The organism is Microbulbifer sp. MCCC 1A16149 (assembly GCF_050368945.1).
Classification (GTDB): Bacteria; Pseudomonadota; Gammaproteobacteria; order Pseudomonadales; family Cellvibrionaceae; genus Microbulbifer.
Genome location: NZ_CP185959.1, coordinates 1,509,372 through 1,525,121, shown reverse-complemented (window position 1 = coordinate 1,525,121; position 15,750 = coordinate 1,509,372). Strand labels below are relative to the sequence as shown.

Genomic DNA, 15,750 nt, shown 5'->3' with positions numbered 1-15,750 from the left:
ACCTCCTCCCACCGAGGTCCCGGGCTTGCCAATGTTGTATTTCCGGCTAATCTTGCAATGACCAGCCTCTAACAGCGATAACTGGCGATTTGGATTATGCCCCTCTCTCGACCTGCGGCCATTCTGGCATTCCGTCTTTTTCCGGGTGTTTTTTTTGCCGGTATTGCCAGCGCAGTCACCTGCCCTTCTGCACATGCCGAGGGCTGGCTCAAGGAAGGGTCCCAGGAGCTGATCCTGAGCGGCGGTAAAGGCATCGGCAGTGCCCTGATCCAGCAGGACTCCACTGCCGGCGCAGATCTGGTGGGCGCAAACTGGTCATATCTGTTTTACGACTACCCCAGCCAGCACCACTTTCAGTGGTGGGCCCAGGTCAGCTACAGCTATATGTGGCGGGACTATCGCGGACGGGATCAAAAGCAGCATATCTGGGAACTGAAACCGGTGCTCCGCTGGTATCCACGCAGAGAAGCGCAGGGATTTTTCGGTGAAGTCGGTGTGGGCGCGGCCTATTTGGACGAGCGCAGCTTTGGCGCTGTGGAGCTGTCTACCAACCTCAATTTCTCCCTGCACTTTGCCGCGGGCTATACCCTGCAGAGTGGTAACACGCTATCTCTCCGCTACAGCCATTTCTCCAACGGCTATACCAACACCCCCAACCCCGGATTCGACTTTGCATCACTGAACTGGCACACCAAGTTTTAAACTTGCTCGCTGCTCTTGCTCGCTGCTAAAAACGCAACAAAACAGTCATATATCAATAAAACTCCTGTCATACCAGTGGTTGAGAATAATGCCTTACCGAATGCCCAGTGCGGGCGATTAGCCGGGCGCCGTACCGATATTAAGACCTCATAAATATCCTGCCTGAATTGACTGGAATTCTTGGGCGGCGCGCCAGAAACAGCGGACGTGTAGCCCCATGATTCAGACTATCTGCCACCTGATTGCCAGCCGGGAACACGGTGGCCTGGAAAAGCACGTTGCCGATTTATCGCGCTGGCAGGCCCGCAATACAGACGCCCGGGTAGCAGTAATCGCCCACCCCCGATACTTCACTACCCTCGATGACCGAATTCAATTTATTCCGCTCAATACCGATCGCAGTCGGCATCATCCCAATCTGGTCTGGAGACTCGCCAACCTGATCCGCAAGGGCGAATACCAGATCGTACACGGCCACGGTTCCAAATCCGCACAATTGCTGGCCGCAGTGCAACCCTATACCGAAACCCGGCAAGTGATTACCCGACACAACGTGCGGCACCCGCGGGACAAGCTGGCTAGTGCATTCGACGCACGTATCGCCATCAGTCGCGCCACCGTCGCCAACTCCAAACTGGACTGGAATATCATCCCCAACGGTATTGAGCTGGCCGCACCCGCTGCAAATACACCGCTCATGCAATCGCTGCCGGATGACAAGCCCAGGCTGCTGGTGGCCAGCCGGCTGATCAAGGCACGTCATGTGGATTTATTGATTGCCGCCATGCCGCTGTTAGCGGGATATCGCTTGATGGTTCTGGGGGACGGCCCGGAAAAAGACAACCTGCGCAAACAGGTTTCAGAGCTTGGAATTGAAGAGCGCGTAACGTTTTTTACTGGCGACAACCCGGTAGCCAACTTCATGCAGGCGGCAGATCTCGTCATCATTCCAGCTGCGGCAGAAGGAACACCTTATACGCTTTTAGAAGCATTGCTACATCGCAAACCCGTGATAGCCAATGGCAGCGGCAGTGCAATCGAGTATTTACCTGAGGCCTATCTGCTCGAGAACCTGGAGCCGCAACACATCGCAGACAAAATTGACCGGGCGCTATCGCAAGCCTGCATAGAAGAAGAATTTTCCGGGCTGTTCGCACAGGCCGCGGAAGAGTTCACTCTGGATTCCATGGCCAAGGCAACCTGGCAAGTCTACTCAGCGCTGACAGCCTGAAGGTCGTTAAACCACTCCACCGCACGGGATGTTGTCTCAGTGAGGCTGAGGCCTGAAAAGTTCAGCGGGCCGGAACGCCGCAGAATATCCACGGCAACCGTTGCCAGTGCTTCCACACGGTCTTTCGCATTACCTGCACCTGAATCGGCCACAGCGCCTTGCGGGAAACAGCGCTTCAGCAATTCAGCACCAGTGCCGCCAAGTGCCACGGCTGGGCAGCCCATGGCCAGGGATTCCGCCACAACCCGCCCACTGGAGCGCTGCCCTGCCCCATGATCACCAGAGAGATCAAACGTGATACGCGCGCTGGCATAGAGCTCGCGCATATCCCGCCGCGGCCCAAGAAACAGGACATATTCCGATAACCCCATGGTCTCTGCACGCCGCTCCAGGGCACGGACAAACTTCTCCTGCCCCGGCAAAATCTCGCCCACGATCAACCCGAAAATATCCTGTCGCTCTTGCTTGAGTACTGCGAGTAATTCCAGAAATTGCTCCTGCCCTCTTCCCGGTCCTATGGGCCCCGGTAACAGCAGCCAGTTGCGCTCTTCCAGCTGGGGGAAATCATTCAGGAGGCGGTGGTGCCAGTGACCAGAAACCGATGCATTTTTATCCAGTTCGCGGGTATTCACGCCGCGATATAGTGTGCGGACCTTGGCGGTATCCGTAAGACGCTGTGAAAACTGTTGCCCCAGATCATCCGAGGCCGAAAGAACCAGCTCCCCCTGTGCCAATGCAGCATTGGCACGACGCTTGCGGAACAGCCCAGTGGTTGGCCACTGGTGCACGCTGGTGACCAGCCGCGGACGACTTCCGGCAGGCAGGCGCTTCCACGCCTGAGCGCCATGCCAGGCACACTGAGCACCACGGCATAGCAGGATCTCAGCATCCAAAGCCTGCACCTGCTGGCGCAACTTGCGATGCAAGCGTCCGTTCAGCCATCGCCGCTGATTCAGGGGCAACTCGAAATGCTGGCAGTTATGCAGCGTGAGCCGAGAAACTAACGTCCCGCCGGCGGATATCACCGCAGACTCATGCCCCAGACGGGCGAGCTCAACAGCAAATTCCAGTGCTTCCTGTGCGAGTTCTCCCTCATCGAGAGATGGCACCAGTTGAACAATCCGCATAACTGCTAACGCCTCAAATCCCTGTAAATCATTCGAATTCTTTCTCGCAGACTGGACTTTGTGCAGCCATTGAGAGAATCTCGATTGTACAGCTGATTTCTGCGCCACGGCGCACAATTTCCACATTGGCGATGTAAATCACAAGTCGCGCGGAATCCTGTAGAATTTTGTGCCGCCTGACTCGTTTTCGGCGTCTCATATGAACACGAAGCGAGCAGTTCATAACTACAATACGACGGAACTTTTATGCACGCCCGGACTTCTATGGCAGCCAGCCACTCTCCATACAATCTCCAGACCTATGTAGGCGGACTGTTTACTGTCATAGCGTTAATGCTGGCCCTGTGCAGCACCCCCGCCTTGGCAGCAAGCGACCGCGGACTGCTATTGCAGGCAAAAAAAGGCGCCAACATTGTCTACTTGCTGGGCTCAATCCATCTCGCCGACGACAGTTTTTATCCTCTGCGCGAGACTATTGAGCGGGCATACCGGAATAGTGACGCGCTGGTAGTAGAGGCAGATGTCATTGCGATGGAGTCTGATCCTGAGCTCCAGAGCAAAGTCATGCTGGAATCCCTGTATCCTCCCGGGCAACAGCTGAAAGACAACATTTCCCCGGAAGTGTATGCACAACTGCAGGCGTGGTTACACAAACGCCAGATACCCGAGGCCAACTTCAATCGCATGCGTCCCGCCATCGCGATGATCACTCTTAGCCTGATTGAAATGCAGATGCGCGGTCTCGACCCCAAGGCCGGTATCGACCGCCACTTCCTGAATCAGGCACACCGGGAAGGAAAACAGATCCTGGAACTGGAGAGCGTGCTGCAACAGCTGCGCATGCTGAATAGCCTGAAAAAGCCAGAACTCTTCCTACAACAGACCCTGGAGCAGGTATCGGAAATGGACACCTTTGTTCCACGCATGACCAAGGCCTGGAAATCGGGAGACCAACAGGCCCTTTACCAGCTGGTAATCAAGGAAGGATTGGACGAACACCCGGAATTTGCACAGCTCTATGAGCTGCTGTTCTACCAGCGCAACCGGGAAATGGCCGAGAACATCGACAAACTCAGCCAGCGCTACAAAAACCTGTTTGTGGTGGTGGGTGCCGGACACCTAGTGGGAAACAAGTCCGTTGCGGAGCTGCTGGAAAAGTCCGGATTCAGTATCAAACAAATCTGAACAATCTCGGGGTTGCCTTCGCAAGCGATCTCAGACACCCTTTCACACCCCACCTATCCCGGGGCAGCTCACACTTGACGTGCGAGCTGCCTATACTCCCTCGAGTAATGACTGCAAGCTATCGCAGCTGCCTTTCAGTGCCCAATTGCGCCCCAGGCCCACAAGTGTCAGACCGACAAGCCTATACCCTGTGTTTGTTACAACATTATTACAGTTGGTCATAAATCATTTTATGGATTCCTAAGATGTCAGAAATGTTTCTAATTTCTGACAGTTTGATGATGCTGATACACTCCGCGGCCATAAATTCGCAGAAAAATAGGACTGTACATGCAACCCTTCCACAAGAGCCTGATGGCCTTAACCATGACCAGCCTGCTCTCTGGAGCTGCCGCGGCAGATGAAGCGGAATCCAAGGGCGGCCTGAAAATCACCTCCGATGACGGAAACTTTTCCGCCTCGTTGGGTGGGCGCATTCACTTTGACACCTACCTGTTCGATACCGATATCGAAGATCCGGTGAGCACCACGGATTTTCGCCGGGCGCGCATCACCCTCAAGGGCAGTATCTACGACTGGAAATACGTGCTGGAGCAGGACTTTACCGGCGGCAGCACTCCCGGCGGCTTCCGCGATGTATTTATCGCCCACAAATTCCTGAACGGTGAAGTGCGCATCGGGCAGTTCAAGCCTTTCCGCTCCATGGCTGAGATGACCAGCTCCAACGAAATCACCATGTTGGAACGCCCCTTCTCCAGTGCCACGGGCCTCTACGAGGACTACCAGTTCCAGCAGGGCATCGGCTGGACCGGGGTAATGGACTGCTTCACCATGGGCTTGATGGCGTTCAACCTGCGCGACGCCAGCACCCCTCGCAACGCCGGTATCGGCACTGCTGGCCGCCTGGCCTGGGCCCCGATCAATACCGATATGGCCACGTTCCACCTGGGCACGTCCATCAACTACGAGAACGCCAACCAGAACTCCAGCGACCTCACCGCCGAGGCTGACTACGCTGGCCGCCGCGGCCCCTCCCAGCTGATGGCGCTCACCCCCGGCGACCTTGGCGGAGATGTAACCACTGCTGCACTGGAGCTGGCAGGCAGCTACGGTCCCCTGTATGTACAGTCGGAATATGTCATCGGTGATTTTGAGGCCGACTACTTTCTGAGTGAGGCCGATTTCGAAGACGAGTTTGGCGCACCGGCACCCTTTTATTGCGATCCGCAATTCGGCTGCTATATCCAGGATCAGTCAGTACACACCTGGTATGTCCAGGGCAGCTGGATGCTGACCGGAGAGCACAAGACGTACAATAAAAAGCGCGGCGCCTTCAATTCCGCCAGACCGTCAGGTGATGGCCTCTGGGGCGGCGCCTGGGAACTCACCGCCCGTTACGACACCATGGAAAACCGGGACATTCGCGACCTGAAAGCCAACAGTGCGCAGGTTGGTGTGAACTACTATGCCAATCGCAACGTGCGCGTGATGCTGAACCTGATCTTTGGCGACAACGAGTTTACCGGTGACAAAACCAACCAGCTGGGATTGCGAGTCCAAATGGGCTGGTAAAACGGTTGATAGGGGCTGGCACTAGCCAACCCCGAAAGCCGACAGGGTCACCAAGAAATGTGATCCACAAAAAAAGCGAGCCAATTGGCTCGCTTTTTTTGTGCCACTCAATTTCGCGACTATCGCCGCGAAACCAGGGCATCAACCCACTTGCTGGGCTTTGGCAGGGTCAAACACTTCCACTTGGGCGGGCGTGTCCTGCACTGTCTCCTTCGGGTTGTAGAATCGTTGTAGAGACAGATCGCGCGCTTCCCGAGCCAGGTCGACATTGCGGTCCTTGACCGGGCCATAACCGCGAATCTGATCCGCATATCCCAGCAGCTCGATGGCTGCAGCGTGGTTCTCCGCATTCAAACGGCCAACGACTTCATCGACAAGCTTTTCGTATTCACGAATCAGTGAGCGCTCCATCTTGCGCTCGGCGGTATACCCGAAAACATCCAGAGCGGTGCCACGCAGGAATTTGAATTTGGCCAGTACACCGAACGCCTTGTGCATCCAGCCACCGAACTTGATTTTGCGCGGCCGCCCGAGGTTTTTATCAAACCGGCTGATCAGCGGCGGCGCCAAATTGAATTCCAGCTCAAAGTCACCGGCAAAGTTTTCCCGCAGGGATTCCACGAAACGGCCATCGCTGTAGAGGCGCGCAACCTCGTATTCGTCCTTGTAGGCGAGTAATTTCGCGTAGTTGCGTGCAACCACCTCGGCCAGTGCTTCACTACCCGGCACCTTGAGGATTTCCGCCCCCTTGACCTTGTCTACCAGCGCCCGATAGCGCTGCGCCAGCGCCGCATTCTGATAGCCCGTGAGATGGGCAGTGCGATGGGCAACAATTTCTTCCAGCCCTTGGGGCAAGGTTTTTTCTTCGTCGCGGGAAAGCAGACGATCCAACGCCGCGCGGTCCTGGGCCGCCAATCGTCCAGCGGCAAGCCCCTGCAGATTGCCCTCAACGGCGACACCATTCAGGCGAATAGCTTCGCGGATCGCATCCAGCCCCAGCGGAATCAGTCCTTTTTGCCAGGCGTAACCGAGCATGAAGATGTTCGCCGCCAGGGTGTCTCCCAGTGCCGCCTTGGTCAGTGCGTGCCCCTCTACAACCTCCAGCTCCGCAACCGCGTCCTTGATGGTATCGAGTACCGCCTGTGGAGAATGAATGTCCTCACGCCCCAGCACAGATGCCGCAGTTGGGCTCAGATGGGTATTCACCACTGCGCGGCTGTGGGTTTCATCCAGCTTGGCGAGACTCGCAGACAGGTTACCGGCAGCGATCAGGTCGCAGGCCATCAGACCGTCGGCACGACCGTCAGAAATGCGTACGGCCTTGAGCGCTTCAGGGCTATTGGCAAAACGCACATGGGAGTACACCGCCCCGCCCTTCTGCGCGAGACCGGTCTGGTCCAGGGTGCTGCAGGCCTTGTCTTCAATATGCGCCGCCATCGCCAGCAACGCGCCAATGGTCACCACACCGGTACCACCGACGCCGGTCACCAGCAGGTTGAATGGCTCACTCAGGTCCGGCAGTTGCGGTGCCGGCAGCTTGTCCGCTTCCTGACACAGGGTATCGCCGACACCGGCGCGCTTGTTCAACTTGCCACCCTTCACCGTGACAAACGACGGACAGAAACCGTTTACGCAGGACATATCCTGGTTGCAGGTGGTCTGGTTAATACGGCGCTTGTCGCCCAGGGCGGTATCGACTTTTTCCACGGCGATACAGCTCGACTGGGTAACACAATCGCCACAGCCCTCACACACCAGTTCGTTGATAAACGGGCGCCCTTCCGCTTTCGGCAACAGACCACGTTTGCGCTTGCGGCGCAGCTCCGTGGCACAGGTCTGGTCGTAAACAATAACGGTACAGCCCGGTGCCTCGCGCAATTCCTTCATCACGGCGGGCATGTGATCCCGGTGGCGGATTTCCACCTCACCGGGGAAGCTCAGTTTTCCTTTGTACTTGTCGGTGTTGTCCATCACCAACACCACCTTGTTTACGCCCTCGGCAAGAACCTGACGACAGATCATGTCCGGCAGCAGTTCGCCGTCGTGGGGCTGGCCACCGGTCATGGCAACGGCGTCGTTAAACAGGATTTTGTAGGTGATATTCACCTTCGCCGCCACTGCGGCGCGAATCGCGAGAATCCCGGAGTGGAAATAGGTCCCGTCACCGAGATTGACGAATACATGGGGCTCACTGGTAAAGGCCGCCTGGCCGATCCAGTTGACCCCCTCAGCGCCCATCTGGGTAAAGGTGTAGGTTTCCCGGTCGAGCCACTGCGCCATGTAGTGACAGCCAATCCCCGCCAGCGCTCGGCTGCCCTCGGGCACGCGAGTGGAGCGGTTGTGGGGGCAGCCGGCACAGAACATCGGCAGGCGCGCAACACTGGAGCCGGCCTGGGCCGAGATACGCTCGGCCAGTGCATCGAGCCGCATCAAGCGATGCTTGGCGCGCTCGTTCAGGTTGTCCTCACCCAGCAGGTAGCCAAGCACCTGGGCCACCACTGCCGGGGAGAGCTCGCCATACATGGGGAGCAGCGGATTATCGTGCTCGTCGACTTTGCCGAGGATGCGCGGGAAATGCGGGTCGCGCAGGTGGACGTTGTACAGCTCTTCTTTCAACTGCACTTCCATCAGGCTGCGCTTTTCTTCCAGCACCAGTAGTGAATCGAGGCCGCGGGCAAACTCCTGGATACCGGGTACGTCCAGCGGATAGGTCATGCCCACTTTGAGAATCCGGATTCCCAGCGCGCGGGCACCGTCCTCGTCAATCCCCATATCCTCAAAGGCCTGCATCAGGTCCAGGTGCGCCTTGCCCGCAGTGACGATACCCAGTGTTGCCTCCGGGTTATCCAGTACCAGCTTGTTCAGCTGGTTGGCACGGGCAAACGCCAGCGCAGCGGGACGCTTGTAGCGCCACAGGCGCTCTTCCTGCTCCAGGGGATTGTCCTGCTTGCGGATATTGAGGCCGCCCTCGGGGCGCTCGATTTCCGGGTACTGGAATGAGACCGCAGACGGATCCACTTCAACGGTGGAGGCGCTGTCCATATTTTCTGCGAGGGTAATCATCGCCACCCAGCAGCCGCTGAAACGAGATAGCTCCAGGCCATACAGGCCGTAATCCAGCACTTCCTGGACCGTGGCCGGGTTCAGCACCGGGATATGCATATCGACGAAAGCGAATTCGGATTGCCCGGGATAGGACGAGGATTTACAGCCGTGGTCATCCCCGGAAATGATCAGTGCACCGCCCTTGGGGGAAGAACCCGCGGCGTTGGCGTGGCGAAACGCATCGCAGGAGCGGTCTACGCCGGGGGTTTTGCCGTACCAGATACCGCAGACCCCATCGACTTCGGCGCCCTCAAACAGGCCCACCTGCTGGGAACCCCATACGGAAGTCGCCGCCAGCTCTTCATTCACACCGGGCACAAAGCGGATGTTGTATTCGTCGAGTAGTCCGCTGGCACGGGACAACTGCTGGTCGTAGCCACCGAGGGGAGATCCGCGGTAACCGGAAATAAAAGTGGCGGTATTGAGGCCGCGCGCCTGGTCGATACGCATCTGATCAATTGGCAAGCGCACCAGCGCCTGGATGCCCGAAAGCAGTACCTTGCCCTTGAGAATGGTGTACCTGTCGTCCAGGGAGACTTTTTTGGTAGTGACTGCCTGAGAATCGGTATTCACTTTCTGCTCACTCATACGCCTACTTCTACTCGCTGGTATGTGGTGGTCCACTACTGAAAGGGACGTCCGCTAATTATTGTGATTCGAGGCGCGCGTCGCAGTCTCAGGCGCTGATTTAAACGACTTATTCTGTGGCAACCCAAAATAGCGACGGCGTGGTCAAGTCATACTAGAGCCTAAAGCTCAATGAAACATTGCTTTATTTACAAGTTTGCACGTAAAATTATGACAGCCATCTCGGCCAAACAAGAATTTGTAGGACAGGAGTTTATATGAAGCGCTCAACCGACCTGGATGATTTCGACCGCAAGATTCTGCGGGCGCTGCAGGAGAACGCCGATTATTCCATGGCTGAGCTCGGAGACAAAGTGGGCCTGTCTCACACGCCGTGCTGGCGTCGCATCAAGCGCCTGGAGGCAGAAGGCATCATCCGTGGCCGCGTCACCCTCCTGGATCCGCGAAAACTTGACCTCGGAGTCACAGTATACTGCTATGTGACCATCCACAACCACGACGAAGAATCCCTGAACAGTTTTGAGTCGGCGGTACAGGATGTGCAGGAAGTGGTGGAATGCTACTCCACCAGTGGAGACAAAGATTACGTGCTGCGCGTGGTAGTAGACAGCGTAGAGCACTATGAGCAGCTGCTGAAGCGCTCGCTGGTACACCTGCCCAATGTCGCGTCGGTGAATTCCACCTTCGCCCTGAAACAGGTCAAGTACACCACCCAGCTGCCGCTTTAACCGGCGCACGACCTAAAGCTGTACAGGGTGCCTCGTTGCACCCTGTACAGCAGTCTTGTCTGAAGAACCGATTAGCGAGACTGCAGCTTGCTGACCACCTGAGCCAGCACCTGCTCAAGAGTCTGCTCATCGCAGTCGATCACGATATCCGCGTATCGCCGATACAGCGCCTGCCGCTCTTCGAACAATTCCTCAAAGCTTTGCCCCGGCGCCTTGGCGATACCGCGGCTCTCGTAATTGTGGATTCTGCGACGCAATTCATCTGCGGAACAATTCAGGAAAACCGCGGGGCCGAATTTCAGCAGGTTGTGCATGCCTTCTTCGCTATACACGGCGCTGCCACCGGTGGCGATAATATGATTGGGCAGCTGTGCCTCGGCAATCACCTCCCCCTCGATACGACGAAGATTCAGGTAATCGCTTTCATTCATGATTTCCTGCAGGGTTTTGTCTTCCCGCAGCTGGATCAACACATCCGTATCCACAAAATCTTTTGCGAGCTCCTTCGCCAACAAAACCCCCAGCGTACTTTTGCCGGCACCCGGCATTCCGATCAGTACAACACTGCCCTGCTTATGCATTGTTATTAGACTTCCTATTAGACGCTTTGTGAGACCCGATACGGGGCGTGCCCCTCAGTCTCCTCGCCGCGGCAGCACCAGCGACCGCAGCCAACCCAGCAGGCCATTGCCCGCGAGCAGCATTTTATCCAATTCATCCAGATTGTGCGCCTGCCGGAAACTGTCGGCAAACAGTGCCTCGCGCGTGATCATGCGTCGCCGAGGATTGATCTGCTTGATCTCGCGCGCCGGATTGCCCGCAACCACAGCGTTGGCTGGCACATCCCGGGTCACCACGCTGCCCGCCCCCACCACCGCATTGTCGCCGATAGTAACGCCCTTACAGATGATGGCACTGTCGCCGATCCAGACGTTGTTACCGAGTGAGACCGGCTCGGTGCAGCGAAATGGTCGGGTGCGGTTGTACAGGCCATGCCAGTCAGAGTCGGAAATGTAAACGTTGGCAGCGAGCATACAGGCGTCGCCAAGGGTAATAGACAGGCCGGCAGAAATACGCACGCCGGGGGAGATGAGCACGTAATCACCAATCGTAATGTGCGCCTCACCACCGCGATGCCCCATGGCAGTAAGCCGGATACAGTTATCCGGTGTCGAGATCAGGTGCGGGAAATTCCCGAGCCGGATATTGCTGCCAAACACCTTGACCGACGCAGGGTGCATAATTTCCGGCTCGCGACCGACCGCATCAAATTGCGGCAAAAGGAAGTGGCGACTGCGCCAGTTGCGAAACCGGAGCAACAAGCGCTTCAGCCAATATGGTCTATGATCCTTGCGCATGGTCTATCGAGGCCGCTCATGTTGTTGGTTGAAATCTTGTTATTGGATTGGGGCCCAGCCACGCAATCATTTTGTCACGGGATCTGCGCTACCAGCACATTGCAAAGCGTTGTGCGCGCCGGTACTGTCAAGCGCACTTTTATCAGTCATCACAGAACAGAAAAATGGAAACCTCAATCCCGTTCGACTTACCCCTGGACATCGAAACCGTCAAAGGCTTTCTCGACCCACAAGAAGGTGAAGCTCTGTACCGTCTGGCCGCAGAAGCCAGCGATCGGGGCCCGGTACTGGAAGTAGGCAGCTATTGCGGCAAGTCCACCGTCTATCTTGGCAGTGCATGCAAACTGATGGACAACTCCCTGTTTGCAGTAGACCATCACCGCGGATCGGAGGAACACCAGCCCGGTGAGGAGTATCACGATAGCGACCTGTTCGACGATCGCAGCCAGTTGATGGACAGCTTCCATAACTTCCGCAGCAATATGCGCGCGGCGGCGCTCGAAGATCACGTCGTGCCGGTTGTGGCCCCATCGTCAGTCGCAGCGCGACACTGGAACACCCCGCTCGGGCTGGTGTTTATCGATGGCGGCCACTCCCTGGAAGCCGCACTCACCGATTACCGCAGCTGGAGCCGGCATATCGTGCCCGGCGGATTCCTGGCGATCCACGACATTTTTCCCGACCCGAAGGATGGCGGTCAGGCGCCCTATGAAATCTACAAGTTAGCGCTGGCTTCCGGTCAATTCGAAGTGGTGGAGATGGTCAAGACCCTCGGCATCCTGCGCCGAATCCAGTAAGTTCACCTGCGTAAACAGACCGCTGGCGGGAGTAAGCCCCGCCAGCGCATCCGCCGCCAACAGCATGGCTCCCACCGTCCAGGTCGTTTTTTCTTCCGGCCAGACCGCGCTGTCGCGGTAAACGTATCCGGTCCAGTAACCACCGTCCACGTCCTGCCAACGGTGCAAGCCGCGGTAGAGCGTTTCTGCCCTGTCGGTATCACCCGCGGCCAGCAAAGCCATGGTCAGCTCGCAGGATTCCGCCACGGTTACCCAGGGCTCATCGTTCACACAGCGGCAGCCGAGCCCGGCCACTACAAACTCATCCCACTTCTGCTGCAGGCGCAGGCGTGCGCCGGCTCTATCGAACACCCCGGTTAGCACCGGGTAAAACCAGTCCATGGAGAAGCGCGCTTTGCTCTCCCAGGTACGGTCGAAACGATGGGACTTTTCCCGTAATGCCTCGCCAAGTAACGTGCGCGCTCGCCGCCAATTGGGCTGGGGAAATGCCAGCACCGCAGCGATGTTGATCGCGCACTCCAGGCTTTTGTAAATCGAGGAACAGCCGGTAATCAGAGCATCCTGCAAAGGCTCGCCCTGACTATTTACCGCCCACTGTATTTCACCGTGCTCAGATTGCAGCGCCAGAACAAAATCGATCGCTTTTTTGACCGTCGGCCAGAAGCGCAACAGGAAATCCCGGTCGCCGGTAATCAGAAAGTGATGCCAGATACCGGTGGCGACATAGGCAACAAAATTACTTTCACGCCGCTCGCGATTGTCCACCTGCCCGTTCTTGTAGGCTGCCCACCAGCTGCCATCTTGCAACTGCATACTGGCCAGCCACGCGTAGGCACTTTCCGCCGCCCGGCACTCACCGGCAATACTGAGCCCCATGGCCGCTTCTACATGATCCCAGGGATCCGCATAGTGACCACTGAACCAGGGAATACAACCGTCTTCCAGCTGCTGGGAAATAATGTAATCCGCACTGCGCCGGACAAAGTCCGCCGGAAATAGTGCAGGCGCCTCCTCCACAATCTGTAGTTCCGAGGCATTATTCATGCGGCAATCCCCCGCTCTGCAGATGCTTTCTCCGTGGCCTGCACCGGAGCCACCTGTGTCTCAGACTGTCCAGGCTTCACAAAATACAGAGCGATACTTTTACCCAGAATCGGGTTAAACAGCTTTTCCAGCCAGCGGGTCAAGCGCGGCTTCTGCATCAGGTCCCAAACCAGGAACCGATGATAGGCAGCAATCGCCGGATGCGCATCGCGCCCCCACAACAGGCACTTGAGCCACCAGAAAGGCGCATGCAGTGCATGGGCCTTGTGACGGGCAAAAAACTGATGCCCCAACGCCTCGATGGTGCTGCGGAGCTGCTTTTCACGGAATATCCGAATGTGTCCGCCCTCTACCTCGTGGTACGCATCGGACAATTTCCAGCACACCCACTCCGGGAAAAACGCCGGAACTGTGGCCGCGAATACGCCGGCAGGTTTCAGCACACGATTGATCTCACCGAGCACGCCCTGGTAATCCTCGATATGCTCCAGCACCTCAGAACAGATCACCACATCAAAAAAATCATCAGAAAACGGCAGTTGCAGCGCATTTCCTACACCGAACTGCACCCGCCCCGCCTGCTGCCCGGCAGCAATAAAGGGTTGAGCGCGCTCACTGGCAGTAGTGATATCCCGCAAACTCAGATCAATACCGAAAATATCCACCGCATCGGTCAACATCAGATGAATGGCGTGGCGACCTTCGCCACACCCCAGATCCAGTACCCGCTGTCCGGGTTTCAGATTCAATAACGCGGGATCTACAGTAATCATCAGGCTGCCTCTCCGCGGTTCTTGCCCGCAGCGCACGCGCTGTCAGACACACTCACCGCCGCACCGGCGGCTGCGCTATTGGCAGATTCTTGTGCCGTTATCACCGTCGGCGGATGTTCCCCGGAAACGGGGGGGCGCGCCCTGTCCGCGTCGCCGATAATAGTGCGGTAGTAAGACACCAGGTGAGAGGCGGCAACCCGCCAGGAGAACTGTTCTTCGATGCGTTTTCGTCCGGCAGCTGCCAGTGACTCGCGCAGCGCGTTGTCGCCGAGCAGCTGCTCTATGGCCCGGGCCAGCGCACCGCTGTCACCAGCTGGCACCACGATACCCGCATCCCCCACCACTTCAGGCAAGGCACCGCCATCACTGGAAATAACCGGCACACCGCAGGCCATAGCTTCTCCCGCAGGCAAGCCGAAGCCTTCATAGAGCGAGGGACAGACAACCATACCGGAAGCAGCGTAATGCTCGACCATCTCCCGATTGGAGATACCGGATACAAACCGCACCGCCGACGCGAGATCCAGCTCCTCAAGCAACTTCTCTGTCGCGCCACCACTCTGCAGTCGACCAACGACCAGTAACTTGAGTTGCGGGTAACGCGCACGCAGCAACGCCAGTGCCTGCAAAAGAAAGCGCAGCCCTTTCAACGGCTGATCGGCCGAGGCGGTGGTCATGATCTGAAACGGGTCTGGAATGATTTGCGGCTGAGGCGCAAACACTTCCGTGTCGATACCGTTGTAGATCAACTTCAGCTGGGACGGTGCGACACCGAATTGCTCGACGATATCCTGCAATGACTGTGCGGATACCGTGACAATATTCTTAAGGCGGCGGGATACCTTGATCTGCATTCCCAGAAAGCTGTGCCAACGCCGCACCAGGAGCCGATAGAACCAGTCCGGCGCCGCATCGATCGCCAGTTGGCGGTCGCGGGTGATCGGGTGGTGAATCGTCGCCACCACCGGCAAGCCCTGCTTTTCAATATCCAGCAGGCCATAGCAGAGAGACTGGTTGTCGTGCACTACGTCGTAGTCCTTGCCCTTCTTGCGCAGGTAGTGCGCAACCCTGCGGCCAAAGGTATAGGGTTCGACAAAGCCACCGGTGAGCTTGCCCCACCACTCGTAAAAATCTGCCCAGCTCAGCAGATGTTTCGGTTTCAGGGCGCGTGTGGGGTGCGGGTGTTCATACAGGTTGAGCCCGGGCATCTTGATCAGGCGCACACGCGGATCCAGCTCTGGATAGGGTTGACCGGAAATCACATCAACTCGATGCCCGGCCTCTACCAGCGCTTTGCTCAGATAATGAAGGTAAATCCCCTGCCCGCCGCAGTGGGGATGGCTGCGATAGCCCAGCAGGCAGATATTCAATGGCCGCGAACCGGCCGGTGGACCGTCTGTACGATTTCCCAAGGCGGTCATAGTTTCCCCGTAGTTATTGTTTTGGCGAACACAAAATCGGGCGCCGGAAAAGGCGAAGAATACACCGGCAAAGAAATGACTGCCAGACAGAATCCGTCCACCACCAAGGCCAGACTACT

The 15,750-nt window shown here is 57.2% G+C and carries 13 protein-coding genes; 6 read left to right on the top strand and 7 right to left on the bottom strand.

Annotation, left to right across the window (positions count from 1 at the left end):
• Positions 1–96: 96 nt before the first annotated feature.
• Positions 97–702 (top strand): acyloxyacyl hydrolase, encoded by a 606-nt coding sequence (locus ACONT6_RS06425; protein ID WP_428820927.1) that lies wholly within the window; start codon positions 97–99, stop codon positions 700–702.
• Between the two features lie 217 nt (positions 703–919).
• Positions 920–1,933, top strand: a complete 1,014-nt coding sequence (locus ACONT6_RS06420; RefSeq protein WP_428820926.1) for a glycosyltransferase family 4 protein — start codon at positions 920–922, stop codon at positions 1,931–1,933.
• On the opposite strand, the gene ACONT6_RS06415 is transcribed toward ACONT6_RS06420, so the two are convergent.
• The gene (locus ACONT6_RS06415) at positions 1,912–3,060 is read right to left on the bottom strand and encodes a glycosyltransferase (protein WP_428820925.1); all 1,149 of its coding nucleotides are present in this window, start codon (positions 3,058–3,060) and stop codon (positions 1,912–1,914) included. The genes ACONT6_RS06420 and ACONT6_RS06415 overlap by 22 nt on opposite strands.
• Positions 3,061–3,324: 264 nt before the next feature.
• Between ACONT6_RS06415 and ACONT6_RS06410 the strand changes: the two genes are divergently transcribed.
• Together ACONT6_RS06410 and ACONT6_RS06405 are read left to right on the top strand one after the other, a co-directional pair.
• On the top strand, positions 3,325–4,245 hold the full coding sequence (locus ACONT6_RS06410) for a TraB/GumN family protein (RefSeq protein WP_428820924.1): 921 nt from the start codon (positions 3,325–3,327) through the stop codon (positions 4,243–4,245).
• 330 nt (positions 4,246–4,575) lie between these two features.
• Positions 4,576–5,817: an OprO/OprP family phosphate-selective porin gene (locus ACONT6_RS06405; RefSeq protein WP_428820923.1), complete on the top strand. Its 1,242-nt coding sequence runs from the start codon at positions 4,576–4,578 to the stop codon at positions 5,815–5,817.
• Positions 5,818–5,958: 141 nt separating this feature from the next.
• Here ACONT6_RS06405 and ACONT6_RS06400 read toward each other — a convergent pair whose 3' ends face one another.
• Complete coding sequence (locus ACONT6_RS06400) at positions 5,959–9,510, bottom strand: indolepyruvate ferredoxin oxidoreductase family protein (RefSeq protein WP_428820922.1); 3,552 nt, start codon at positions 9,508–9,510, stop codon at positions 5,959–5,961.
• Positions 9,511–9,767: 257 nt separating this feature from the next.
• Here ACONT6_RS06400 and ACONT6_RS06395 point away from each other — a divergent pair, with 257 nt between their 5' ends.
• Positions 9,768–10,238: an Lrp/AsnC family transcriptional regulator gene (locus ACONT6_RS06395; protein WP_078085981.1), complete on the top strand. Its 471-nt coding sequence runs from the start codon at positions 9,768–9,770 to the stop codon at positions 10,236–10,238.
• A 71-nt stretch (positions 10,239–10,309) separates the two neighbouring features.
• On the opposite strand, the gene ACONT6_RS06390 is transcribed toward ACONT6_RS06395, so the two are convergent.
• Both ACONT6_RS06390 and ACONT6_RS06385 read right to left on the bottom strand, forming a co-directional pair.
• The gene (locus ACONT6_RS06390; protein ID WP_428820921.1) at positions 10,310–10,819 is read right to left on the bottom strand and encodes a shikimate kinase; all 510 of its coding nucleotides are present in this window, start codon (positions 10,817–10,819) and stop codon (positions 10,310–10,312) included.
• A 54-nt stretch (positions 10,820–10,873) separates the two neighbouring features.
• Entirely contained in the window at positions 10,874–11,596 is a 723-nt protein-coding gene (locus ACONT6_RS06385) for an acyltransferase (protein ID WP_428820920.1), read from the bottom strand.
• Positions 11,597–11,760: 164 nt separating this feature from the next.
• Here ACONT6_RS06385 and ACONT6_RS06380 point away from each other — a divergent pair, with 164 nt between their 5' ends.
• The gene (locus ACONT6_RS06380) at positions 11,761–12,393 is read left to right on the top strand and encodes a class I SAM-dependent methyltransferase (protein ID WP_428820919.1); all 633 of its coding nucleotides are present in this window, start codon (positions 11,761–11,763) and stop codon (positions 12,391–12,393) included.
• On the opposite strand, the gene ACONT6_RS06375 is transcribed toward ACONT6_RS06380, so the two are convergent.
• The 3 genes from ACONT6_RS06375 to ACONT6_RS06365 are packed head-to-tail and all read right to left on the bottom strand — an operon-like array spanning position 12,319 to position 15,631.
• Positions 12,319–13,437 (bottom strand): prenyltransferase, encoded by a 1,119-nt coding sequence (locus ACONT6_RS06375; protein WP_428820918.1) that lies wholly within the window; start codon positions 13,435–13,437, stop codon positions 12,319–12,321. The two genes, ACONT6_RS06380 and ACONT6_RS06375, sit on opposite strands and share 75 nt — an antisense overlap.
• Positions 13,434–14,210, bottom strand: coding sequence for a methyltransferase domain-containing protein (locus ACONT6_RS06370; protein ID WP_428820917.1), 777 nt, complete (start codon positions 14,208–14,210; stop codon positions 13,434–13,436). Before ACONT6_RS06370 ends, ACONT6_RS06375 begins: the two co-directional genes overlap by 4 nt.
• Positions 14,210–15,631, bottom strand: coding sequence for a glycosyltransferase family 4 protein (locus tag ACONT6_RS06365; RefSeq protein ID WP_428820916.1), 1,422 nt, complete (start codon positions 15,629–15,631; stop codon positions 14,210–14,212). The genes ACONT6_RS06370 and ACONT6_RS06365 overlap by 1 nt, the downstream gene beginning before the upstream one ends.
• Between the last annotated feature and the right edge of the window lie 119 nt (positions 15,632–15,750).